We start from the raw sequence: 22,740 nt of genomic DNA on the forward strand, positions 1-22,740 counted from the left end.
GCTAACAGTGTTAGCTCGGTATGTCCCACCTTAGGGCTAACGCCGTTAGCCGTCCAGGGGTGCGACGCCGCGGACATCCCAGCCCCCGGCCCCTGGTCCCCGGACCTGGGATCGCGGACATCCCGGACCCGTTCCCGCTCCCGGGATCGCCCGTTCGGCCGAGACGGCGCGCGCACCGTCCGCCCCCGGGCTCCAATGAACAGATGACCGCGAGCGGCACCCCACCGGACGACTGCCTCGCCCGCAACGAATGGATCTGCGGCGCCTATCTCTCCACCCGCCGCGAGATCCTGCTGGACGCCGTGCTCCAGCACCTCCAGCTCACCGCGGCCGCCGTGGCGCTCGCCCTCGTCCTCGCCGTCCCCCTCGCCGTCGCCGCCCGCCGCTGGCGATGGGCCGCGGGACCGGTACTCGCCGTGACCACGATCCTCTACACCATCCCGTCGCTCGCGATGTTCTCCCTGCTGCTCCCGGTCTACGGACTCTCCGCGTCCCTCGTCGTCACCGGCCTCGTCCTCTACTCCCTCACCCTGCTGGTCCGCAATGTCCTCGCCGGACTGCGCGCCGTCCCGGAGGAGACCCGGCAGGCGGCCCGGGGCATGGGCTACGGTCCCGTCCGGCTGCTCCTGACGGTCGAACTCCCGCTCGCGCTGCCCGCGGCCGCCGCCGGACTGCGGATCGCCACCGTCTCCGCGATCTCCCTCGTCACCATCGGCGCGATCGTCGGCTACGGCGGCCTGGGCAACCTCATCTACTCCGGGATGAACACCTACTTCAAAGCCCAGGTCCTGACCGCCTCCGTCCTCTGCGTCGGTATCGCCGTCGCCGCCGACCTCCTCCTGCTGTTCCTCCAGCGGCTCGCCACCCCCTGGGCCCGGGAGCGGAAAGGGGCCGCCGGGTGAACACCCTCTCCCAGGCGTGGCAGTGGCTCACCGACCCCGCGCACTGGTCCGGCGACGGCGGTATCGCCCAACGGCTGGCCGAACACCTCTTCCTCACCGTCGTCTGTCTCGCCCTCAGCTGTCTGATCGCCCTCCCCGTCGCCCTCGTCCTCGGCCATATCGGCCGCGGCGGCGCGCTCGCCGTCAACATCTCCAACATCGGCCGGGCGGTCCCCACCTTCGCCGTCCTCGTCCTGCTGCTGCTCAGCCCGATCGGCGGGTACGGCGCCTGGCCCACGATCATCGCCCTCGTGCTCTTCGCCGTACCGCCGCTGCTCACCAACGCGTACGTCGGGATGCGCGGCGTCGACCGGGACGTCGTACGGGCCGCCAGAGGCATGGGTATGACGGGCCGCCAGCTGCTGCGCGGGGTGGAGGTCCCCCTCGCCCTGCCGCTGATCCTCACCGGGGTGCGGATCGCCGCCGTCCAGCTCGTGGCGACCGCGACCATCGCCGCGCTCGCGGGCGGCGGCGGCCTCGGCCGGATCATCACCGCCGGATTCAATCTGGCGTCCACCCCGCAGGTCGTCGCGGGCGCCGTCCTGGTCGCCGTACTCGCCCTCCTCGTCGAGGGGGTCTGCGTCCTCGCGGAGCGCCTCGTCCCCGCGGGCATCCGGCGGACGGCCGTCTGATGCGCCGCCGACCCCGGCGGATCCGGACGGCGCTGGCCGCCGTCGCGCTGCTTCTGACCGCCGTATCCGCCTGCTCCACCGGTCCGTCGCTGGAGCACCAGGGCGATGTCACCGCCCCGCCCGGCGACAGCCGCGATCTGACGGTCGGCTCGGCCGGCTTCACCGAGAGCGATCTGCTCGCCCAGATGTACGCCCTGCTGCTCCGGCACGCCGGATACCGCGCCGGGATCCTCTCCGTCACCAACCGGGAGATCTACGAACCGGCGCTGGAGACCGGCCGGATCGATGTCGTACCCGAGTACGCGGCCACCTTCGCGGACTGGCTGAACGCCAAGACCCACGGGCCGGACGCGCCCCCCGTCGGATCACCCGACCCGGCGAAGACGATGGCCGCGCTGCGCCGGCTCGCCGCACCGCGCGGCCTCACCGTCCTCGACCCCGGCCGGGCCGTCGACCAGAACGCCTTCGCCGTGTCCCGCGCCTACGCGGCCGAGCACGGCCTGAAGACCCTGAGCGACCTCGGCCGGTCGAAGCTCCCGGTCCGGCTCGCGGCGGGCGACGAATGCGTCCAGCGCCCCTACTGCGAACCCGGGCTGAGGAAGACGTACGGCATCGACATCGTCGCCGTCGACCCCAAGGGCGTCGGCACCACCCAGGCCAAACAGGCCGTCCAGAGCGGCCGGGACCAGATGGTGCTCACCACCACCACGGACGCCACGCTCGACCAGTTCGGCCTGGTCCTGCTCGCCGACGACAAGCACCTCCAGAACGCCGACTACATCGTGCCCGTGGTCAACCGGGCGCGGGCGGGCGGCCCCGGTGTCGTCCGCGCCCTCTCCGCGCTCAACACCGTCCTGACGACGGCCGATCTGGCGTCGATGAACGAACAGGTCGACAGCTGGCGCCGACTGCCGGAGGACGTGGCCCGCGCCTATCTGGAGCGGAAGGGACTGCTGTGACACCCGGGTGTGAAACCCGGGCGGACCGGTCCCGGGCTCAGGCCCCGTTCAGGCCCCGCCCGGGCTCCCGGTGACCGGTGGCCTGGCGTGGAGCTGCTCCAGCCGCCGCTGGAGAACGCGCAACGCCCCCCGCTGGCGGCCCGGCACCCGTCGGCGCAGGGCGACGAGCCGGGGCGCCGCGCCCCGGGCCCGCTCCATGTCACGGATCTGCTCCCACTGGTGGTGGGCCCGGTCGACCGCGCCCTCCACATCGGGATCGTCGGGGGCCTGCCGCCCCGCCAGCCGGGCGTCCGCGGCCGTCATCCACAGCTCACAGCTGAGCGCCGGATCGCCGGCGAGCCGCGCCAGATCCGCCCGGACCTCCAGCCAGTGGACCGCCTGGGGCGAACGGGGGCCGTACGCGCGCAGTTCCCGCTGCTCCCACGCGGCGGCGACGGCCGCGGCCTCGCCGTGCCGCCCGGCCTGCGCGGCGGCGAGGATCGCGGGATGCGGATCCTCGGGCGCCACGGGCGCGGGGGCGGCGCCCGCCGGCACCGGCGGGGCCGCCGGGCCCGAGGGTGTCACGGGCCCCGCGGCACGCGGCGGCACGACGACCGGTACGGGCGCCAGCAGCAGGGCCCCGACCGCACCGGACTGCTGCGCGGCCTGCTCGTGCAGCGCCGCCGGAGCCGGCCGGGCGCCGCTGCGCCAGATCGCGGCGCACGCCCCGAGATAGCCGGGTACGGCCGCCTCCCGGCGGGTCGGCGGCGGCGCCACCTGCCCGTACAGCCGGATCGCCGAACCGAGCGCGAGCAGCCGGGGACCCTCGTCGGTCAGCCGCTGCCAGACATCGGGCGCGGTGACGAGATCGACGACGACGGTCGTCGTCCCCGGGCGGCGGATCGTCAGTTCGGAGGCGAGCCAGTGCCAGGGCAGGGCCGTGTAGCGCAGGGTCGTGGGCGTGGTCCTGGCGAGCGCCAGATGCGGCAGCCGCTGCCGCCGGTCGAGCTGGAGCTGACCGGTGACGTACAGGAACAGCGGTCCCTCCGCCGTCGCGGCGGCCCGGATCCGGGTGAGCACGGTCTGCGGGTCCAGCGGGTCCGCCAGCTCCACGACCGTGGCGGCCGGGGTGCCCGTCAGCGCGCTCGGCGGAACCGCGGCGAGCGCGGGCAGCACCGACCCGGCGTCGATCAGACGCCCCCGTCCGACCGGCGCCGCCGCGATGAGCAGGGCGGTCCCCGGCGCGGTCGTTTCCCCACCCGTGATCAGCACACCAGCACCGTAGCCCAATCCGATGAGAGCATCGCGCGACACCGCCTCCACCAGGGCGACGACCATCTGCTCCAGGGGCCCTGGGCCCACAGCTACCCCAACGGTCCCCGCGGCAGCGGACCGGCCGTCAGGGGCTTGCGCATGACTCGTTGCCGGGTGACACCGTCCGGCAGCAGCGGGCCGGGGTCGTCCGTGGTGACGAAGCCGCGGCGGAGGTAGAGCGCGATCGCCGTCGCGTTGCCGGGCACGACGAGCAGCCGCAGGGACCGCGAACCGGCGCCCAGCGCCCGCTCCTCGCAGGCCGCGATCAGCCGGTCGCCGACACCCAGGCCCCGGGCGGTGGGGGAGACCCAGACCGAACGCAGATCGTACGAAACGATGTCCGTCACCGGGTCCGTGGGGACGATCCGGGCCATCCCCGCGGGCTCCCCCGACCGTTCGGCGATCATGTTGTACGACCCCGGAGTCGCCGACGCGGTCCGCCAGCGGTCCTCCTCGCCCCGGTGCCAGTCCGCGGCCCGTGCCGTGAACGCGTGCGGGGCGTCGGCCAGCGCTGTCCGCCGGAGCGCGCTCCACAACGGCCAGTCCCGCTCCCCGGCTTCCCGAATGATCACCATACGGGGCAGTATGCCGAAGCCCGCCCCGACTCACGCGTCCGACACCGAGTCGAACTCCACCTCGTCCCGCGCCACGCCCTGCGCGTCCGCGTCCACCGAACGGCGCAGCGCCTCGTGCAGCTTCGCCGGGGTCAGCACCCCCGCGAAGCGGTCGCCGTCGAGGACCGCGATCCAGCCCGCGTCGTGCTGGAGCATCTCGCCGAACGCCTTCTTCAGCGGGGCGCCCAACGGGACCCAGGCCTCCATACGGCGCGCCAGATCGCCGACCGTGCCCTCCTGTCCGGCGATCGCGAGGGCGTCGGCGGCGACCCAGCCGTGCAGATCGCCGCCGGTGCCGAGGACGACGGCCCAGCGGGCGCCCTGGCCCCTCAGCCGGGCCGCGGCGTCGCGGGCGGTCTCGTCGGTACGGGCCACGGGCGGCTGTTCGAGGTCGTCTGCCTCGATCCGGGTGACCGAGAGCCGTTTGAGGCCCCGGTCCGCGCCCACGAACCGGGCCACGTAGTCGGTGGCCGGGGTACCGAGGACCGCGGCCGGGGTGTCGTACTGCTCGATGTGCCCCTGCCCGTACACGGCGATCCGGTCGCCCATCCGTACCGCCTCCTCGATGTCGTGGGTGACGAGGAGGACCGTTTTGCGGACGGCGGCCTGGAGGGCGAGGAACTCGTTCTGGAGCCGTTCGCGGACGACCGGGTCGACCGCGCCGAAGGGCTCGTCCATCAGCAGCACCGGCGGATCGGCGGCGAGCGCCCTGGCCACCCCCACCCGCTGCCGCTGGCCGCCGGAGAGCTGGGCCGGGTAACGGGAGCCGTACGTCTTCGGATCGAGGCCGACCATGTCGAGCAGTTCGGCGGCCCTGGCCCGGGCGCGGGCCTTCTTCCAGCCCAGGAGGGCGGGGACGGTGGCGGTGTTGTCGAGCACCGTACGGTGCGGGAAGAGCCCGGCGCCCTGGATGACGTAGCCGATCCGGCGCCGCAGCTTCACCGGGTCGACGGCGGTGACGTCCTCACCGCCGACGCTGATCCGGCCCGAGGTCGGCTCGATGAGTCGGTTCACCATCATCATGGTGGTCGTCTTGCCGCAGCCGGACGGCCCGACCAGGGTGACCAGCTCGCCCTCGGCGACCTCGAACGACAGCCCCTCGACGGCGGTCGTCCCGTCCGGATAGACCTTGCCGACCTGCTCGAACCGGATCATGCCCCCACGCTAGGAGCGGGTCCGCCGCCGCGCACACGGTCGGCCACCGTCCGGGGACGGCCCCTCGGTGCCGGGACCGGGAACCGGACCCCTGTGTGATCCCATGGGCGAGCATGTCCATGTACGTAACAACCACCCGGCAGGAGTATCCGTGGCCCGCTACCACCAGCCCGGCGTCGTCGTCACCGACCACCGCTTCACCGTCCCCCTCGACCACGACGCCCCGGACGGCGGACAGCTGGAACTCTTCGGCCGGGAGATCGCCGCCGTCGGCCGCGCCGAAGGCGGCGATCTCCCGTGGCTCGTCTATCTGGAGGGCGGCCCCGGCTTCGGCGCCCGCCGGCTCACCGGCCGTCAGGCCTGGCTCGACCGGGCCCTGCGGGACTACCGCGTCCTCCTGCTCGACCAGCGGGGCACCGGCGCCTCCACCCCGCGGAACCGGCAGTCGCTCGCCGCGCTCGCCGGCCCCGCCGCCCAGGCCGGCCATCTCGCCCTCTTCCGCGCGGACAGCATCGTCCGCGACTGCGAGGCCGTCAGAACCCGGCTCACCGGCGGCGCCCCCTGGACCGTCCTCGGCCAGAGCTTCGGCGGCTTCTGCGCCATCCACTATCTGAGCACCGCCCCCGAGGGGCTGCGCGAAGTCCTCATCACCGGCGGACTGCCGAGCCTCCACCACCACGCGGACGACGTCTACCGGGCCGCGTACCCCCGGATCCGGCGGAAGAACGAGGCCCACTACGACCGCTATCCGGACGATGTGGCGCGCGTCCGCCGGATCGCCGCCCATCTCGCCGAGCACCGCACGGTCCTGCCCGGCGGCTACGTCCTGACCCCCGAGGCGTTCCAGTCGCTCGGGCTGATGCTCGGCACCGCCGACGGCAGCCACCAGCTCCACTACCTGCTGGCCGACGCCTTCATCCGGGCCGGGGACCGCCTCGAACTGTCCGACGCCTTCCAGGAGTCGGCGCTCGCCGCCCTCTCCTTCGCCGGACATCCCCTGTACGCCCTGCTCCACGAGGCCTGTTACGGCGGCGCCGGCGACCGGCCGACGGGCTGGGCCGCCGAGCGCGTCCGCGCCGAGTTCCCCGCCTTCGACGCCCGCGCCGCCCTCGACGGCGACGACCCGGTCCTCCTCACCGGCGAAACGATCCACCCCTGGCACTTCGAGAGCGACCCCGCCCTGCGCCCCCTGCGCGAGGCCGCCGAACTGCTCGCCCACCGCGCCGACTGGCCCGCCCTCTACGACCCCGCCCGGCTCGCCGCCAACGAGGTGCCCGTCGCCGCCGTCGTCTACCACGACGACATGTACGTCGACACCGCCCACTCCCTGGAGACCGCGCGCGCCGTCCGGGGGCTGCGCACCTGGGTCACCGACGAGTACGAGCACGACGGACTCCGCACCGGCCCGCACGTACTCGACCGGCTCATCGGCCTGGTCCGGGGCGAGACCTGAGCCTCCCGCACCCCCGGGGAAACCGGGCGCCGCGACGTATCCTGCGATCATGACCGACGCCACGGACCAGACGGACCAGCTCGCCCCGATGCCCGACGACTGGCGGCGCGCCCTGGCCGTCGTCGCCCACCCCGACGATCTCGAATACGGCTGCTCCGCCGCGATCGCCGGATGGACCGACGGCGGCCGGGAGATCGCCTACCTCCTCGCCAGCCGCGGGGAGGCGGGCATCGACACCGTCCCGCCCGCCGAGTGCGCACCCCTGCGGGAGCGCGAGCAGCGGGCCAGCGCGGCCGTGGTGGGGGTGACCACCGTGGAGTTCCTCGACCACCGCGACGGGGTGATCGAGTACGGTACGGCGCTGCGCCGCGACATCGCGGCGGCCATCCGACGCCACCGGCCCGAACTGGTCATCACCCTCAACCACCGGGACACCTGGGGCGGTACGCACTGGAACACCCCCGACCACCGGGCGGTCGGCCGGGCCACCCTCGACGCGGCGGCCGACGCGGGCAACCGCTGGATCTTCCCCGAACTCGTCGACGAGCAGGGCCTCGAACCGTGGGACGGGGTCCGCTGGGTCGCCGTCGCCGGATCGACGACCCCGACCCACGCGGTCGACGCGTCCGCCGGACTCGAACGCTCCGTCGCGTCCCTGATGGAGCACCGCACCTATATCGAGGTGCTCACGGACCAGGACCCCGAGACGTACTGCCGCGGCTTCCTCACGGAGACCGCGGAGGCCACCGGCCGCCGGTTCGGCGGCAGGCCCGCGGTCGCGTTCGAACTCTTCCCGCGCTGACCGCGCCGCCCGCCGGCCGAGGACCCGCCGCGGCACACCCGCGGAAGCGACGGCCGCCCCCTCCGGACGAGGGAGCGGCCCCGGCGGCCCCGGTCAACAGGCCCCGCCGCCGGCTACCAGCGCACGGCCTTCGCGTGGAACGTCAAGCCGGGCCACGCCTGCACGGGCTCCTTCGAATACGCGATCCGGCCCGCGCACATCTTGCGCTCGGCCAGTCCGTCCACGATCTTCGGGATGGCGGCGAGCGTCGTCTTCAGACCGTCGTGGAGCAGGATGATGCCGCCCGGCCGCACCGTGAGCGCGTTCGCCGCGATCGCGTCGGCGGAGATTCCGCTCCAGTCCACCGTGTCGGCAGTCCAGATCACCTCGGTCATGCCCAGCCGGGCCGCGTCCTGCCGGGTGCGGGCGTCCGTGCTGCCGAACGGGGGTCTGAAGAGCTTCGGCGACCGGCCGGTCTGGGACCGTACGACCCGGCTGGTGTCCCGCAACTCCGCGAAGGCCGTGGCGGCGTCGAGCGCGACCAGGTTCGGATGGGTGTACGAGTGGTTGCCGATGTGGTGCCCGTCGGCGGCGATCCGCCGGGTCAGGTCGGGCCGGGCGGCGGCCTGGGTGCCCAGTGTGAAGAACGTCGCCCGGACGTCCCCGGCGTCGCGCAGGGCTTCCAGATACGCGGGGGTGTCGGCCGTCGGCCCGTCGTCGAACGTGATCGCGGCGTATCCGCCGGAGCAGCGGCCGCCGCTCCCGGAGTCGCCGTGTGCCACCGCCGGCGCCGTCGCCAGCGACATCACGGTCGCCAGGGCGGCACCGAGCCAGATCCGGGTCATGCCTCGCCTCTTCATTGCGCGTCCTCTCGGTTCGGTCGTGGATCGCCGTGGCCGGGAGGAACAGAAGCGGCCGCCACCCCGGCCGGCGCGTCGCGCGCCGCCCGGAGCGTTGCCCTGACCCTGTGTGCCGTTCCCGCCTGCCCGTCCACGCGAGGCCGGGTTGTCTCGCACACCTGTGCGCGGGTCGGCCGGAGACCATTGAACGCGAAACGGAGTCGTTACGGACGAGTAATTCCCGATTACCCGGGGCGAGTTGGGATCGGCGGGGCGGTCCCGACCCGTCCCTTCGATCGTCGCCACCGGTCCCGTTATCCGGTTGCGCGGCGGGCGGGCGCCCGCGTTAGGATCCCCGCATGGGTGTAGCAGTTACCGAGTAGTGCGGGCGTATCGCGCCATGGCCGTGGCCGCACCGGTTCCACCGGTGGGGCAGGATCGCCGTGCCGGTACAGAAGCGTCCCGACGACCCTCTGGTCGTGACGTTCCGTAGCCTGGAGCACCCCACTCGTGAACGCCCTTCCCGGAAACGGGGGAGCGCCCCGTGCCGTCGACCGCCGGATGCCGACGCTCGCCCTGCTCTCCCTCCTCCAGTTCCTCATCGCCCTCGACGTCACCGTCGTGAATGTGGCGCTGCCGTCCATCGGCGCCGAGTTCGGCGCCCCCACCGACTCCCTCTCCTGGGTCGTCACCGGCTATACGCTCGTCGGCGGCGGTCTGCTGCTGCTCGGCGGGCGGGTGACCGATCTGCTCGGCCGCCGCCGGATGTTCCTGCTCGGCGCAGCGCTGTTCGCCGTTGCGTCCCTCGTCGCCGGTGCGGCGCCCGATCTGCCGACGCTGATCGGGGCCAGGTTCGCCCAGGGCGCCGGTGAGGCGCTGGCGTCCCCCGCCGCGATGTCGCTGATCGCGCTCCTCTTCCCGGAACCCGCCGAACGGGCCAAAGCCCTCGGCATCTGGGGCGCGATCTCGGTCGGCGGTCTCGTCGCCGGTGTCCTGCTCTCCGGAGTGATCACCGAACTGCTGCACTGGCGCTGGATCTTCGGTGTCAATGTGCCGATCACCCTTGCCGTGCTGCTGCTCGCGCCGAGGCTCGTCCCGGCCGACGGGCCGCGCGGCCGGACCGGGCCCCTCGATCTGCCGGGCGCCGCCCTGCTGACCGCGGGTCCGCTCTGCTTCGTCTTCGGCATCGTGGAGTCGGTACCGACGGCCGTCGCGGCGGGCGCCGTACTGCTGGCCGCGTTCGTCGTCGTGGAGGCGCGGACCCGTCATCCGCTGGTCCCGCTCGCCTTCTTCACCCATCGCGTCCGGGCCGTCGCCAACGGTGTCACGGTCCTGCTGAGCGCGGCGCTCTCGACCGCGTTCTTCCTGCTGACGCTCTATCTGCAGGATGTGATCGGCTTCGGCCCGCCGGCGGCGGGGCTGGCCTTCCTGCCCTTCTGCGCGGCCCTCTTCCTCGCCGTCTCCCAGGTGTCGCGGCTCATCGGCGCGATCGGCGTGACCTATACGGCGACCCTGGGTCTCGTCCTCACGGCGGCCGGTCTGGCCTGGCTGGCCCGGCTGCCCGACCGGGGCACCTACGCCGTCGACGTCCTGCCCGGCATGGTGGGCGTCGCCGCCGGTATGGGCATCGGTCTGATCGCCCTGCAGAACGCGGCCCTGCACGGGGTCACCGCCGACGACGCCGGAGTCGCGTCGGGCGTCCAGCGCTCCGTCGACCAGCTGGGCGGATCCCTCGGACTCGCGGTCCTGGTCGGGATCGCGACGGACGTCACCGGGGTGGCGGGCTTCCGTACGGCGTTCCTGTACGCCCTCGCCGGAGTGGTCGCCGCGGCGGTCGTCCTGCCGTTCATCGCGCCCCGCGACCGGAAGCCCGGCGGCGGTACGGCACCCGAGGGCACGCCTTCCGAGGAGACGCCGGGCGAACCGGTGGCCGGAGCACGGGAATCGGAGGGAGGGAAGGGATAGCAGGGACGGCGGAGCCGACGGCCGGCACGCGAAGGGGTCGTACCGCCGCCGTACGGTGGCGGTACGACCCCGCGCCCCTCGCGTCCCCTCGCGCCCGCTCACGACCCCACGACTCCGCGACTCCGCGGTCCCGCGGCCCCGCCGGTCAGCGCGCGGTCCACCGCGCGGCGGGCCAGTCGGACTCGTCGTAACCCTCGGGAAGGACCCCGCACGGCGAGTGGAGCGTGACGGCGAGAATCCGTGTCGCCCGGTACCAGTTGACGTCGATCTTGTCGTCGCCGCTCGGGGCGACATAGCGGAACCCCTGGTCGGAGGCGATGTTCTCACTGACCAGCCGCCAGCCGAGCCGCTCCAGCCGGGCCCGTACCCGGTCCTGGCCCGCACGGGCCGTCGCCGGATCGGTGTCCTCGAACTTCCAGTGCAGCCAGAACCCGGCGACATCGGGACGCATCCGCTGCGTCACCAGCCCGCGCAGTCCCCGGTAGGGGCAGGTACTGGTGGCGACGGTGCCGCCGGCCGCCGGGCGGCCGGGGAGTGCCAGATCGTCGTAGACCACCTGCGCCTGCGCCTTGAGGCCCTCGGCGATCCGGTCGGGGTCGGTAGCCGGATAGGGCGGGCCGTTCCACCACAGACCGCCGACGGCGAGCACGCCCGTGGCGACCAGGGTGCCCACGGTCCACAGGACCGCACGGGACCCGCGGCGGCGCCGCGCGGTCAGCGGCGGCCGGGCGGCGTGGGGAGGCGGCTGATTCTGCATGCCGGGAGCGTAGGACGCGCTCAGGAGGCGGGACATGCGCTCCCCTACTCAGGCGGTACATGAGTACGGGCCCGGCCCCCTGCCACGGGCATCCCGGGACGGGCCTCCCGCCGCCGGAGGCGGGTCCGCTGGTTCAGGTCCGCGGGTTCGGGACCGAAGCCCGTGCGTTCTTCCGGATTTGACAAACCACCTTGCCGGTTCTGCAATGGAGCCATGACCGGGGAGCAGCGGAAGCGCGCCGGGCGCGCACAGGGTGAACGGCCGGACGGCGAGCAGTGGGAGACCGAGCGGATCGGCGCCGTACTGGACGGTGTGGGGCCCCGGTTGCGCCGGATCCGACGGGAGCGGGGCGCCACCCTGGAGGCCCTCTCGGAGGTCACGGGGATCTCCGTCTCCACCCTGTCCCGGCTGGAGTCGGGGCAGCGCAGGCCGAGCCTCGAACTGCTGCTGCCGCTGGCCCGCGCCCATCGCATGCCCCTGGACGACCTGGTGGGCGCGCCGGCGGTGGAGGACCCCCGGGTGCGCTCCAAGCCGATCGTGCGGGAGGGCCGGACGATGCTGCCGCTGACCCGCAAACCGGGCGGACTGCAGGCGTACAAGGTGGTCCTGGAGCCGGTCACCGGCGATCCTGACCCTCGTGCCCATGAGGGGTACGAGTGGCTGTACGTGCTCAACGGGCGGCTGCGGCTGATCCTCGGCGAGCACGACCTGGTGCTCGGCCCGGGTGAGGCGGCCGAGTTCGACACCCGCGTCCCCCACTGGTTCTGCGCGTCCGGCGACGCCCCGGTGGAGATCCTCAGCCTCTTCGGCCCTCAGGGCGAACGCATGCACGTCCGCGCCAAGCCCCGCCCCCGCGCCGCGCGCTGACGCCCGGCGGCCCGGGCTCCCCGCTTGGCCGTGTCCGCCGCCGGGCCGGTCAGCGCCCGTCAGCACCGGGTCGGAGTCGGTCAGAGCCGGTCAGGGTCCGTCCGAGCCCCTCCGACCCCGTTCGGGGCCTTCCGCCCAGTCAAGCAACCGCTTAGTATGCGCCCGAGTCCCGTACGTACCACCGCCGATGGTTTGTGGAGGGTCCCGGATGCAGGCATGGCGAGTGCACCGGCACGGCGAGCCGCACGAGGTGATGCGGCTGGAGGAGACGGAGCCGCCGACCCCCGGTCCTGACGGGCTGCTGGTGCGGGTGAGAGCCGCGAACGTCAACTTCCCGGACGCGCTGCTGTGCCGCGGGCAGTACCAGGTCCGCCCGCCGCTGCCGTTCACGCCCGGTGTCGAACTCTGCGGCGAGACCGAGGACGGGCGCCGGATCGTCGCCACCGCCGCCCTGCCGTACGGCGGCTTCGCCGAGTACGCCGTCGCGGACGCCGCCACGGTCCTGCCCGCGCCCGAAGCGCTCGACGACGCCGGGGCCGCCGCCCTGACCGTCGGCTATCAGACGGCGTGGTTCGCGCTGCACCGCAGGGCCGCCCTGCGACCGGGGGAGACCCTCCTGGTCCACGCGGCGGCCGGTGGCGTCGGCAGCGCCGCCGTCCAGCTCGGCAAGGCGGCCGGGGCCCGCGTCATCGGGGTCGTCGGCGGCCCCGGCAAGGCGCGCGTCGCCCATGACCTCGGCTGCGATCTCGTCGTCGACCGCCGGAGCGACGACGTCGTCGAGGCCGTCCGCGATGCCACGGCCGGCCGGGGCGCGGACGTCGTCTACGACCCCGTCGGCGGCGCCTCGTACGCCTGGTCGGCGAAGTGCGTCGCCTTCGAGGGCCGGATCGTCGTCGTGGGCTTCGCCAGCGGCGACGTACCCGCCCCCGCCCTCAACCACGCCCTGGTCAAGAACTACGCCGTCCTCGGCCTCCACTGGGGCCTGTACCGGCGGCACGACCCGGACGCCGTCCGCGCCTGCCATACCGAGCTGACCCGGCTGGCCGCCGACGGCGTCGTCGCCCCGCTGATCGGCGACCGCGTCGCCCTCGCCGACGCGGCCCGCGCCGTGCAGCGTGTCGCCGACGGCACCACCACCGGACGCCTCGTCGTCCTCCCCGGCACCGGCACCGGCACCGGCACCGGCACCAGCACCGGCACCGGCGCTCGCACCGCGACCGGGGGCGACACCCGATGACGTACGAGGACTCCGCCGCGCCGGACGCCGCCGCGCTGCGCGCCAGGGCCCGGGACCTCATCGCCGCCCGGCCGCCCGCCGCCACCGCCCCCGCCGACTTCCTCCGCGCCCGCTTCGACGCCGGACTCGCCTGGGTGCACTACCCGGAAGGGCTCGGCGGGCTCGGCGCGCCCCGCGCCCTCCAGCCCGTGGTGGACGCCGAACTCGAAGCCGCGGGCGCCCCCGGCAACGACCCCCACCGCATCGGTATCGGCCTCGGGATGGCCGCCCCGACCGTCCTCGCCCACGGCACCGACGAGCAGCGACGGCGCTTTCTGCGCCCGCTGTGGACCGGCGACGAGGTGTGGTGTCAGCTCTTCAGCGAGCCGGGCGCCGGATCCGATCTCGCCGCGCTCGCCACCCGCGCCGTCCGCGACGGCGACGACTGGATCGTCGACGGCCGGAAGGTCTGGACGTCCAGCGCCCATATCGCCCGCTGGGGGATCCTCGTCGCCCGTACGGACCCTGCCGTCCCCAAACATCGGGGGCTCACCTACTTCGTCTGCGATATGACCGCGCCCGGCGTCGACGTCCTCCCTCTGCGCCAGATCACCGGCGAGGCCGAGTTCAATGAGGTCCTCCTCGACGGGGTGCGGATTCCCGACGCCCACCGGCTGGGCGCCGTCGGCGACGGCTGGCGGGTGGCCCGCACCACCCTGATGAACGAACGCGTCTCCATCGGCGGCGCCCGGCTGCCCCGGGAGGGCGGCATGATCGGCAAGGCCGCCGCGCTCTGGCGCGACCGCCCCGATCTGCGCACCCACGATCTGCACCAGCGACTGCTCGGTCTCTGGGTGGAGGCCGAGGTCGCCCGGCTCACCGCCGAACGGCTGCGGCAGTCACTCACCGCGGGACACCCGGGTCCCGAGGGCAGCGCCGTGAAACTCGCCTTCGCCGAACTCAGCCAGCGCGCCAGCGGCCTGGAGGTCGAACTGCGGGGCGGTGAAGGGCTGCTGTACGACGACTGGACGCTCCGGCGCCCCGACCGGGTCGACTTCACCGGCCGCGACACCGGCTACCGCTATCTGCGCGCCCGCGGCAACTCCATCGAGGGCGGCACGACCGAGGTACTGCTGAACATCGTCGCCGAACGCGTCCTCGGCCTCCCCGCCGAACCGCGCGACGACAAGGACATCCCGTGGAAGGACCTGTCCCGATGAGCCCCGACCCCGCCCGGCCCCCGGCCGGGGAGACCGGCCCCAACCTGCTCTACTCCGATACCGATGAGGCGCTGCGCGCCTCGGTCCGCGCCCTGCTCGACGACCGTGCCGACGTGCCCGCCCTGCTCGAACGGGCCGAGGCCGGGGATCCGTACGACCGCGGCCTGTGGGAGGCGCTCGGCACCGGGATCGGTGCCGCCGGGCTGCTCGTCCCCGAGGCACTCGGCGGGCAGGGCGCGAGCCATCGCGAAGCGGCCGTCGTGCTGGAGGAAGTGGGCCGGGCGGTGACCCCCGCCCCCGTGCTGACCGGCTGCGTCATCGCCACCGAGACCCTGCTCGCCCTCGATACCGGCCGGGCCGATGTCGCCGGGCTGCTGGCCGGGATCGCGGCCGGCCGGACGACCGCCGTCCTCGCCGTCCCGTTCTCCGCCGGCCCCTACGCCCCGCCGCCCCCGCCCGCCGACGGCCGGATCACCGGCGTCGCGGACGCGACCGTCGCCGATGTGCTCCTCGTGCCCCGGCCGGACGGCCTCTACGCGGTCGACGCCGCCGACGCCCTCGTCGAGCCACTGACCGTCCTCGATCTCACCCGGCCGCTCGCCGCCGTGACCTGCCCCGCCGGTGCCGGGACCCGGCTGGGGCACCCCGCCGATGCGGACCCCGCGGTCCGGCGCGGACTGCTCGCGGGCGCCGGACTCCTCGCCTCCGAACAGCTCGGCGTCGCCGAGTGGTGTCTGGAGGCGACCGTCCGCCACACCCGTGAGCGCCGCCAGTTCAACCGCCCCGTCGGCTCCTTCCAGGCGCTGAAACACCGGATGGCCCGGCTCTGGCTGGAGCTGGTATCGGCCCGCGCCGCCGCCAGGAACGCCGCCGACGCCCTCGCCACCGGCGCCCCCGACCTCGCCGTCGCGGTCGCCGTGGCCCAGGCGTACGTCTCCGGCACCGCCGTGCGCGCCGCCGAGGAGTGTGTCCAACTCCACGCCGGGATCGCCATGACCTGGGAGCACCCCGCGCATCTCTATCTCAAGCGCGCGAAATCCGCCCAGCTCGCACTGGGTTCCCCGGGCGCACACCGGGCACAGCTCGCCGAGCTGATCCCACTGCCCGCGCCCTGACCTGCGGAGAAGCGGAACGGAACGCGAGGGTCCCCCTGCCTTGCGATCGCGCCGTGCGGTTTAATTGCATGGCATTCGCAAGAACCGTGGATCTTCATTAGGGGTGTGGGTAGCGTGTCCGCTCCATCGGCCCGCCGGGACCGTTCCGGCCGTCGTATACGCAAGGCGGCGGTCGTCGCCCTGGCCGCCGCGCTCACGGCGGGCCTCGCGGCCTGCTCCAACCCGGGGGGAGCCGGGTCCGACGGCTCCGGCGACTCGGCCGTCGTCGGTATCGGTACGGAGCCCGAGAGCCTCAGCCCCCTGCTCGGCTTCGGCAAGGACGGCAACTCCAAGATCTTCGACGGGCTGCTCGCCCTGGGCACCGACATGCGGCTGAAGCCCGCGCTCGCCGCCGCCCTGCCGAAGGTGAGCCCCGACGGGCTGACGTACACCTACACCCTGCGCGAGAACGTCACCTTCAGCGACGGCAAGCCCTTCACCGCCGCCGACGTCGTCTTCACCTACCGGACGATCCTCGACCCGAAGACGAACAACGCCTCCAAGTCCGAACTCGACGCGATCAAGAACGTCGAGGCCACCGGCGACGACACGGTCGTCTTCACCCTGAAGTACCCGTACGCGCCGTTCGCGCACCGCACCGTCCACCCGATCGTGCCGAAGCACGTCGTCACCGGACAGGACGTGAACACCGGGCCCTTCACCACCCGGCCCGTCGGCACCGGACCGTACGTCCTCAGCGGCTGGTCCAAGGGCGAGAAGATCAGCTTCAAGGCGAACCCCTCCTACTGGGGCGGCGCGCCCGCGGTGAAGAAGTTCACCATGGCCGTCATCAAGGACGACGACGTCCGCGCCACCCGGCTGCGCGCCGGCGACCTCGACGGCGCCATCCTGCCGCCCAACCTGGCCGCCGGCTTCAAGAGCGACAAGTCGAAGAAGACCCACACCGCCACCACCTACGACTACCGGACCGTGACCCTGCCGACCGGCAACAAGGTCACCGGCGACCTCGCCGTCCGCCGCGCCCTCGATGTCGCCGTCGACCGCGAGGCCATGGTGGACAAGATCCTCGAAGGCGCGGGGAAGCCCGCCTACGGTCCCGTACCGACCGACAGCGAGTGGTTCACGAAGGGCACCGAGCGCGCCCACGACCTCGACCGGGCGAAGAAGATCCTCGACGACGCGGGCTGGCGGGCCGGCGGCGACGGGGTCCGGGCGAAGGACGGCGTCCGCGCCGAGTTCACCCTCTGGTACCCCGCCGGTGACAAGCTCCGCCAGGACCACGCCCTCGCCTACGCCTCCGACGCCAAGAAGGCCGGGATCTCCATCAAGACCCAGTCCGGTCCCTGGGAGGTCATCGAGCCGCGGATGAAGCAGGACGCCGTCCTCGCGGGCGGCGGCGCCCCGGCCGACCCCGATTTCGACCAGTACCTCCTGCTGACCTCCACCGTGGCGGGCGACGGCTTCAACAACATGGGCTGGTACGACAACCCGGCCGTCGACCAGGCCCTCGTCAAGGGCCGCCAGAGCGGCGAGGCGGCCGAGCGGAAGACGGCGTACGACACCGTCCAGCGCGAGCTGGTGAAGAACCCCGGCTACACCTTCCTCACCCACATCGACCACCTGTACGTCGTCAACGACGCGTGGGACGGCCCGAGCACCCAGGTCGAGGGCCACGAGCACGGACTGGCCTCCGGCCCCTGGTGGAACGTCGAGGACTGGACCCCGAAGAAGTGACCGGCGCCCTCACCGGGGCCGCCGGACGGAAGGCGGCGCCCCGGCCGGGGCGCCGCCGGACGCCATGGGGTCCGATGGCCCGCATGGCGGGCCGTCGGGCCCTCTTCGCGATCCCGGTCCTCCTCGCCGTCACCTTCGGCGTGTTCGCCGTCGCGGCGGCATCCCCGTTCGACCCGGTCAAGGCGTACACCGGCACCGCGGGACTCACCGCGCGCCAGGAGGACCTCGACCGGATCCGCGCCAACCTCGGCGTCGACGAGCCGCTCGTCAGCCGCTGGTGGAACTGGCTCACCGGCGTCCTGAGCGGCGACCTCGGCGACTCCGCCGTACTGCGCAGGCCGGTCGCCGACGCCATCGGCGAACGCGTCGGCTGGTCCGTCCTGCTCGCCGTCACGGCCTTCGCCCTCGCCGTCCTCGTCGGCACCCTCCTCGGCGTCCTCGCCGCCCGGCGCCGCGGCGGCTGGCTCGACCGCGCGGTCAGCTCCGTCGCGTACACCCTCGAAGCCGCGCCCGCGTTCTGGCTCGGGCTCCTCGCCATCTGGTTCTTCGCCCTCCACCTGGGCGTCCTGCCCGCCGGCGGACTCACCGACACCGGCAGCGACACCGTCACCTTCGACCAGGTCGCCACCCATCTCGTCCTCCCCGCCGCCGTCCTCGGCCTCTCCCAGACACCGTGGTTCTTCCTCTACGTCCGCGAAGGCGTCGGCGACGCACTCGAAGAGGACCCGGTACGCGGCGCCCGAGCCCGCGGCATCGGCGAACGGACCGTCCTGCTCCAGCACGCCCTGCGCTCCGGGATGCTGCCGATGCTCACCCTCATCGGCTCCCGGGTACCCGAACTGATCACCGGCGCGCTGCTGGTCGAGACCGTCTTCAGCTGGCCCGGGATCGCCGCGGCCACCGTCGAGGCGGCCACCTCGGTCGACTTCCCGCTGCTGGCCGCCCTCACCGTGCTCGCCACCGCCGCGGTACTGCTCGGCAACCTCCTCTCCGATCTGCTGTACGGACTCGCCGACCCGAGAGTGGGCTTCGATGGCTGACCTGGTCTGGCGGTCCCGGGGACACGCCCGCCGCTCCACCCGTACCGTCCGGGTCACCGTCTCGGCGGTGATCGTCGCCGCCGTGGTGCTGGCCGTCCTGATCGTGCCGCCGATCGTCCAGCTCGACGAACAGGCCGTCGACCTGTCGCAGAAGCTCCAGCCGCCGTCCCTCGCCCACCCCTTCGGCACCGACGACGTCGGCCGCGATCTGCTGCTGCGCTGCATCTACGGCCTGCGGATCTCCCTGCTGGTCGGGTTGGTGGCCGCACTGGTCGCCACGATCGTCGGCACCCTGGTCGGCGCCGCCGCCGCGGCCTTCGGCGGCTGGACCGACCGGCTGGTCATGCGACTGGTCGACACCTTCTCCTCGGTACCCCATCTGCTGCTCGGCATCTTCGTCGTCGCCATGTTCCGGCCCGGGGTCTGGCCGGTGATCGTCTCCGTCGCGGTCACGCACTGGCTCTCCACGGCCCGTATCGTCCGCTCCGAGGTGCTGTCGCTGCGCTCCCGCCCGTACATCGACGCCGCGATCTCCGGCGGCGCGTCCCGATGGCGGGTCACCAGCCGCCATCTGATCCCCGCCGTCCTGCCGCAGGCCGGGCTCGCGGCGGTGCTGATGGTGCCGCACGCCATGTGGCACGAGTCGGCGCTCTCCTTCCTCGGCCTGGGGCTCCCGAGCCACCAGGCCAGCCTGGGCAATCTGATCCAGACGGCCCGGAGCTCCCTCCTGGCCGGTGACTGGTGGCCGACGCTCTTCCCCGGCCTCTTCCTGATCGTCCCCACCCTCGCGGTGGCCGGTCTCGCGGGAGCCTGGCGGGAGCGGATCAACCCGCGCCGCCGATCGGAGCTGATGCTGTGAACGACACGATCGGAGCGGACGGCGCACACGTGCCGGAGGCGCGCCCCGGGTCCGGGCGTACCGTACTCGCGGTACGCGATCTCTCCGTACGGTTCCGGATGCGCGGCGGCCGCCATGTCGCCGCCGTCACGGGCGCCGGCTTCGACCTGGCGGCGGGGGAGTGCCTGGCCCTGGTCGGGGAGAGCGGCTGCGGTAAATCCGTGCTGGCCTCCGCCCTCCTCGGCCTGCTCCCCGGCAACGCCGAGACCGCCGGAACCGCGACCGTCGCCGGCACCGAACTCCTCGGCGCCGACGAACGCACCCTGGCCAGGACCGTACGCGGCCGGCTCGTCGGTCTCGTACCGCAGTCACCGGCCGCGCATCTGACACCCGTACGGACCGTCGGCGCCCAACTGGAGGAGACCCTGCGGGAGCTGACCGGGGTATCGCGCAAAGCGGCCCGCACGGCGTCCGTCGCCGCGGCCGAGCGCGCCGCCTTCCCCGCCGACCACCTCGACCGCTATCCGCACGAACTCTCCGGCGGGCTCGCCCAGCGCGCCGCGACGGCGCTCGCCCTCATCGGCGACGCCCCGCTGCTGCTCGCCGACGAACCCACCACCGGACTCGACCGCGACCTGGTGAACCGGACCGCCGACGAGCTGCGCCGGCACACCGACGAGGGCCGGGCCCTGCTGATGATCACCCACGATCTGGCGGCGGCCGAACGGATCGCGGACCGGGTCGCGGTGATGTACGCGGGCCGGATCGTCGAGCTGACGGACGCCCGGTCCTTCTTCGGCGACCCCGGGCCCCGGCACCCGTACTCCAGGGGACTGCTCGACGCCCTGCCCGAACGCGGCTTCACCGCCGTACCCGGCCTGCCGCCCGAACTGGGCGACCTGCCCGCGGGCTGCGCCTTCGCCGCCCGCTGCGACCGGGCCGACGACGGCTGCGGCGTACGCCCCGCGTTCACGGACGGCCTCGCCTGTCACCGTCCGGTCGTCCCGGCGGCCGAGGAGGCCCACCGTGCTTGAGATCCTTCGCGTCACCGCGGGCTACGAGCGGGCCGCGCCGGTCGTCCGCGACGCGTCCCTGACCCTCGCGCCCGGCGAGTCCGTCGGACTGCTCGGCCCCAGCGGCTGCGGCAAGTCGACCCTCGCCCGGGTCGCCGCCCTGCTGCACCGGCCCTCGTCGGGCGGAGTCGTCGTGGACGGTACGCCCGTCCGCGGCTGGCGCCACGCGGCCCCCCGCGAACTGCGGACCGCGATCGGCGTCGTGTTCCAGCAGCCCCGGCTCTCGGCCGACCCCCGGCTCACCCTCCACGACCTGATCGCCGAACCGCTGCGGGCCAACGGCCGCCGGGCCGGGGCGGCGGAGCGGACCGTCGAACTGTCCGCCGCCGTGGGGCTGACGCCGGATCTGCTGCGCCGCCGTCCGCACGAGGTCAGCGACGGACAACTCCAGCGCGCGTGTCTGGCCCGCGCGCTGGCGCTCCGGCCCCGCTGGCTGGTCTGCGACGAGATGACGGCGATGCTGGACGCGTCGACCACGGCCGCGCTGGTGGCCGTCGTCGAGGCGTATCGCCTGGAGAGCGGCGCCGGACTGCTGGCCGTCGGCCACGACAAGGTCCTGCTGGACCGGTGGTGCGACCGTACCGTCCACTGGGACGAGGTGGCCCCGGCGGCGGAGGCGGCCGCCGGCTGAACACCGGGCGGCGGACGGCGTACGGGGGGCGAACACTCGGCAGTCCCCTCCCGCCGGGCCCGGCCCGCGCCGATACTCGGGTGACCCGCCGCCCCCGAACCGGAGGTCCCCCGTGCCGACCACCCGTCGCCGCGCAGTGACGACCCTCGCCGCCGCCCTCACCACGAGCCTCGCCGTACCGGCCACCGCCCGCGCGGCCGAGGCCCGTCCGGTCCCGCCCCATCCCGGCACCCGACCGCTGCGGCGCGCCCACGCGCACAACGACTATCTGCACCCCCGGCCCCTGCACGACGCCCTCGCCCACGGCTTCACCAGCGTGGAGGCGGACGTCTTCCTGGTGGACGGCGAGCTGCTGGTCGCCCACACCCCCGCCGAACTCGACCCCGCCCGCACCCTGCGATCCCTCTATCTCGACCCGCTGCGCGAGCGGATACGGGCCCACCACGGCACGGTCCACCCCGGCCACCGGCGCCCGGTACAGCTGCTGGTCGACATCAAGCACGACGGAGTGGCGTGCTATCGCGAGCTGGACCGCCAACTGCGGGCGTACCACTGGATGTTCAGCCGCTCGTCCCGGGACCGGGTCCACCCCGGCGCCGTCACCGCCGTGGTCTCCGGCGACCGGGCGGCGCGCGGGCCGATGGAGGAACAGCGACGGCGGTACGCCTTCTACGACGGCAGGCTCGACGACCTCGGCACCACGGCGCCCGCCTCCTTCGCCCCCCTGGTCTCCGCCAACTGGAACTCGGCCTTCGGCTGGCAGGGCACGGGCCCCTTCCCGGCGGCCGAACGGGCCCGGCTGCGCGACCTGGTGGACAGGGCCCACCGGGAGGGGCGGCGGATCCGCTCCTGGGCGACCCCCGACACTCCGGGACCGCCGCGCGACGCGGTATGGGCGGAGCTGCTCGCCGCGGGCGTCGACCACCTCAACACCGACGATCTGCCGGGCCTGGAACGCTTTCTGCGCAGCCACGACACCGGCGGCGCCGTGCGGTACGGCCGCCGCTGACCTCGTCGCCTGCGCCAACCACCCGTCCGGCGGACACGCCGGACAGCCGAACGGATCCTCCCCTGCGCCAGACTGACCGGCGAAAGCCGCAATTCGCGCAAAAGTTGGCAAGGTGGAGGAGGTCGGCGATGGTGGTCTCGGTGTCGGTTCTACTGCTTCTGGTCGTTCTGGCTGTGGTGTTCCTGAGGAGCGGCGGGCTGAAGTTCTCCCACGCGCTCGTCTGCGTCCTGCTCGGCTTCTTCATCGCGGGCACCAGCATGGCCCCCACCATCCACGAGGGCGTCGCGGCCACGGCCGAGGTCGTCGGCAGCCTCCACCCGTAGCGCGCGGGCGCGGTCGGGGACTGAGGCGCCGACGTGCGAGGGCCGGGGTCCCGGAGCGGCGCCGACTCCGCTCCGGGATCCCGGCCCACCCGGCGGCCACCTCGGAGGTGGTGGGCGGCCACCGGCCCGCACCGTCCCCGGCGACGTCCGCCGGCGGGCGGGCGGGTCACGGACGGGAGACCGTGTTCGCCGGGTGAGCGGCCCAGTGAACCGGCCGTGACGTTGCGACCGCGTTGCGCGCCGCCGTCCACCCGGCGGGTCGACCAGGACGTCCGCGTCGACTTC

Annotated in this window: 22 protein-coding genes; 17 read left to right on the forward strand and 5 right to left on the reverse strand. The window is 73.9% G+C overall.

Features of this window, described 5'->3' with window-relative positions:
* Window positions 1–203 precede the first annotated feature (203 nt).
* The 3 genes from ACFXG1_RS16515 to ACFXG1_RS16525 are packed head-to-tail and all read left to right on the forward strand — an operon-like array spanning window position 204 to window position 2,532.
* Complete coding sequence (locus ACFXG1_RS16515; protein ID WP_384721836.1) at window positions 204–902, forward strand: ABC transporter permease; 699 nt, start codon at window positions 204–206, stop codon at window positions 900–902.
* Complete coding sequence (locus tag ACFXG1_RS16520) at window positions 899–1,573, forward strand: ABC transporter permease (RefSeq protein ID WP_384721833.1); 675 nt, start codon at window positions 899–901, stop codon at window positions 1,571–1,573. Before ACFXG1_RS16515 ends, ACFXG1_RS16520 begins: the two co-directional genes overlap by 4 nt.
* Entirely contained in the window at window positions 1,573–2,532 is a 960-nt protein-coding gene (locus tag ACFXG1_RS16525) for an ABC transporter substrate-binding protein (RefSeq protein WP_384721830.1), read from the forward strand. The genes ACFXG1_RS16520 and ACFXG1_RS16525 overlap by 1 nt, the downstream gene beginning before the upstream one ends.
* 48 nt (window positions 2,533–2,580) lie before the next feature.
* Here ACFXG1_RS16525 and ACFXG1_RS16530 read toward each other — a convergent pair whose 3' ends face one another.
* The 3 genes from ACFXG1_RS16530 to ACFXG1_RS16540 are packed head-to-tail and all read right to left on the reverse strand — an operon-like array spanning window position 2,581 to window position 5,594.
* The gene (locus ACFXG1_RS16530) at window positions 2,581–3,873 is read right to left on the reverse strand and encodes a hypothetical protein (RefSeq protein WP_384743113.1); all 1,293 of its coding nucleotides are present in this window, start codon (window positions 3,871–3,873) and stop codon (window positions 2,581–2,583) included.
* Between the two features lie 2 nt (window positions 3,874–3,875).
* Window positions 3,876–4,400, reverse strand: a complete 525-nt coding sequence (locus ACFXG1_RS16535; RefSeq protein ID WP_384723094.1) for a GNAT family N-acetyltransferase — start codon at window positions 4,398–4,400, stop codon at window positions 3,876–3,878.
* A gap of 30 nt (window positions 4,401–4,430) precedes the next feature.
* Window positions 4,431–5,594, reverse strand: coding sequence for an ABC transporter ATP-binding protein (locus ACFXG1_RS16540; RefSeq protein WP_384743116.1), 1,164 nt, complete (start codon window positions 5,592–5,594; stop codon window positions 4,431–4,433).
* 151 nt (window positions 5,595–5,745) lie between these two features.
* On the opposite strand from ACFXG1_RS16540, the gene ACFXG1_RS16545 reads away from it, so the two are divergent.
* Together ACFXG1_RS16545 and ACFXG1_RS16550 are read left to right on the forward strand one after the other, a co-directional pair.
* Window positions 5,746–7,047, forward strand: coding sequence for an alpha/beta fold hydrolase (locus ACFXG1_RS16545; RefSeq protein ID WP_384743119.1), 1,302 nt, complete (start codon window positions 5,746–5,748; stop codon window positions 7,045–7,047).
* 49 nt (window positions 7,048–7,096) lie between these two features.
* Window positions 7,097–7,849 (forward strand): PIG-L deacetylase family protein, encoded by a 753-nt coding sequence (locus ACFXG1_RS16550; protein WP_384718714.1) that lies wholly within the window; start codon window positions 7,097–7,099, stop codon window positions 7,847–7,849.
* A 113-nt stretch (window positions 7,850–7,962) separates the two neighbouring features.
* Here the strand turns inward: ACFXG1_RS16550 and ACFXG1_RS16555 are convergent, their stop codons facing one another.
* Window positions 7,963–8,673: a polysaccharide deacetylase family protein gene (locus tag ACFXG1_RS16555; RefSeq protein ID WP_384718716.1), complete on the reverse strand. Its 711-nt coding sequence runs from the start codon at window positions 8,671–8,673 to the stop codon at window positions 7,963–7,965.
* Window positions 8,674–9,177: 504 nt separating this feature from the next.
* Here ACFXG1_RS16555 and ACFXG1_RS16560 point away from each other — a divergent pair.
* Window positions 9,178–10,632, forward strand: coding sequence for an MFS transporter (locus tag ACFXG1_RS16560; protein ID WP_384743122.1), 1,455 nt, complete (start codon window positions 9,178–9,180; stop codon window positions 10,630–10,632).
* Between the two features lie 145 nt (window positions 10,633–10,777).
* On the opposite strand, the gene ACFXG1_RS16565 is transcribed toward ACFXG1_RS16560, so the two are convergent.
* Window positions 10,778–11,389 (reverse strand): hypothetical protein, encoded by a 612-nt coding sequence (locus tag ACFXG1_RS16565; RefSeq protein ID WP_384722790.1) that lies wholly within the window; start codon window positions 11,387–11,389, stop codon window positions 10,778–10,780.
* A 213-nt stretch (window positions 11,390–11,602) separates the two neighbouring features.
* Between ACFXG1_RS16565 and ACFXG1_RS16570 the strand changes: the two genes are divergently transcribed.
* The 11 genes from ACFXG1_RS16570 to ACFXG1_RS16620 all read left to right on the forward strand — a co-directional run bounded on the left by ACFXG1_RS16570 (window position 11,603) and on the right by ACFXG1_RS16620 (window position 22,455).
* Entirely contained in the window at window positions 11,603–12,256 is a 654-nt protein-coding gene (locus tag ACFXG1_RS16570) for a helix-turn-helix domain-containing protein (protein WP_384722788.1), read from the forward strand.
* A gap of 208 nt (window positions 12,257–12,464) precedes the next feature.
* The gene (locus ACFXG1_RS16575) at window positions 12,465–13,493 is read left to right on the forward strand and encodes an NADPH:quinone oxidoreductase family protein (RefSeq protein ID WP_384743126.1); all 1,029 of its coding nucleotides are present in this window, start codon (window positions 12,465–12,467) and stop codon (window positions 13,491–13,493) included.
* The gene (locus tag ACFXG1_RS16580; RefSeq protein WP_384724033.1) at window positions 13,490–14,692 is read left to right on the forward strand and encodes an acyl-CoA dehydrogenase family protein; all 1,203 of its coding nucleotides are present in this window, start codon (window positions 13,490–13,492) and stop codon (window positions 14,690–14,692) included. Before ACFXG1_RS16575 ends, ACFXG1_RS16580 begins: the two co-directional genes overlap by 4 nt.
* Window positions 14,689–15,807, forward strand: coding sequence for an acyl-CoA dehydrogenase family protein (locus ACFXG1_RS16585; RefSeq protein ID WP_384743129.1), 1,119 nt, complete (start codon window positions 14,689–14,691; stop codon window positions 15,805–15,807). Before ACFXG1_RS16580 ends, ACFXG1_RS16585 begins: the two co-directional genes overlap by 4 nt.
* Window positions 15,808–15,921: 114 nt before the next feature.
* Window positions 15,922–17,541: an ABC transporter substrate-binding protein gene (locus tag ACFXG1_RS16590; protein WP_384743132.1), complete on the forward strand. Its 1,620-nt coding sequence runs from the start codon at window positions 15,922–15,924 to the stop codon at window positions 17,539–17,541.
* Between the two features lie 74 nt (window positions 17,542–17,615).
* Window positions 17,616–18,581: an ABC transporter permease gene (locus tag ACFXG1_RS16595; protein ID WP_384743135.1), complete on the forward strand. Its 966-nt coding sequence runs from the start codon at window positions 17,616–17,618 to the stop codon at window positions 18,579–18,581.
* Window positions 18,574–19,440 carry an ABC transporter permease gene (locus ACFXG1_RS16600; protein WP_384743137.1) on the forward strand — a complete coding sequence of 289 codons (867 nt, stop codon included), beginning with the start codon at window positions 18,574–18,576 and terminating at the stop codon, window positions 19,438–19,440. Before ACFXG1_RS16595 ends, ACFXG1_RS16600 begins: the two co-directional genes overlap by 8 nt.
* Window positions 19,441–19,538: 98 nt before the next feature.
* Window positions 19,539–20,453, forward strand: coding sequence for an ABC transporter ATP-binding protein (locus ACFXG1_RS16605; protein WP_384724273.1), 915 nt, complete (start codon window positions 19,539–19,541; stop codon window positions 20,451–20,453).
* On the forward strand, window positions 20,446–21,123 hold the full coding sequence (locus ACFXG1_RS16610; protein ID WP_384743140.1) for an ABC transporter ATP-binding protein: 678 nt from the start codon (window positions 20,446–20,448) through the stop codon (window positions 21,121–21,123). Before ACFXG1_RS16605 ends, ACFXG1_RS16610 begins: the two co-directional genes overlap by 8 nt.
* A 112-nt stretch (window positions 21,124–21,235) precedes the next feature.
* Entirely contained in the window at window positions 21,236–22,132 is an 897-nt protein-coding gene (locus ACFXG1_RS16615) for a phosphatidylinositol-specific phospholipase C/glycerophosphodiester phosphodiesterase family protein (protein WP_384743143.1), read from the forward strand.
* 128 nt (window positions 22,133–22,260) lie between these two features.
* Window positions 22,261–22,455: a hypothetical protein gene (locus ACFXG1_RS16620; RefSeq protein WP_384743146.1), complete on the forward strand. Its 195-nt coding sequence runs from the start codon at window positions 22,261–22,263 to the stop codon at window positions 22,453–22,455.
* The last annotated feature ends 285 nt before the right edge of the window (window positions 22,456–22,740 follow it).

The sequence above is a fragment of the Streptomyces sp. NPDC059248 genome, assembly GCF_042753905.1.
In the GTDB taxonomy this organism is placed as follows: Bacteria; Actinomycetota; Actinomycetes; order Streptomycetales; family Streptomycetaceae; genus Streptomyces.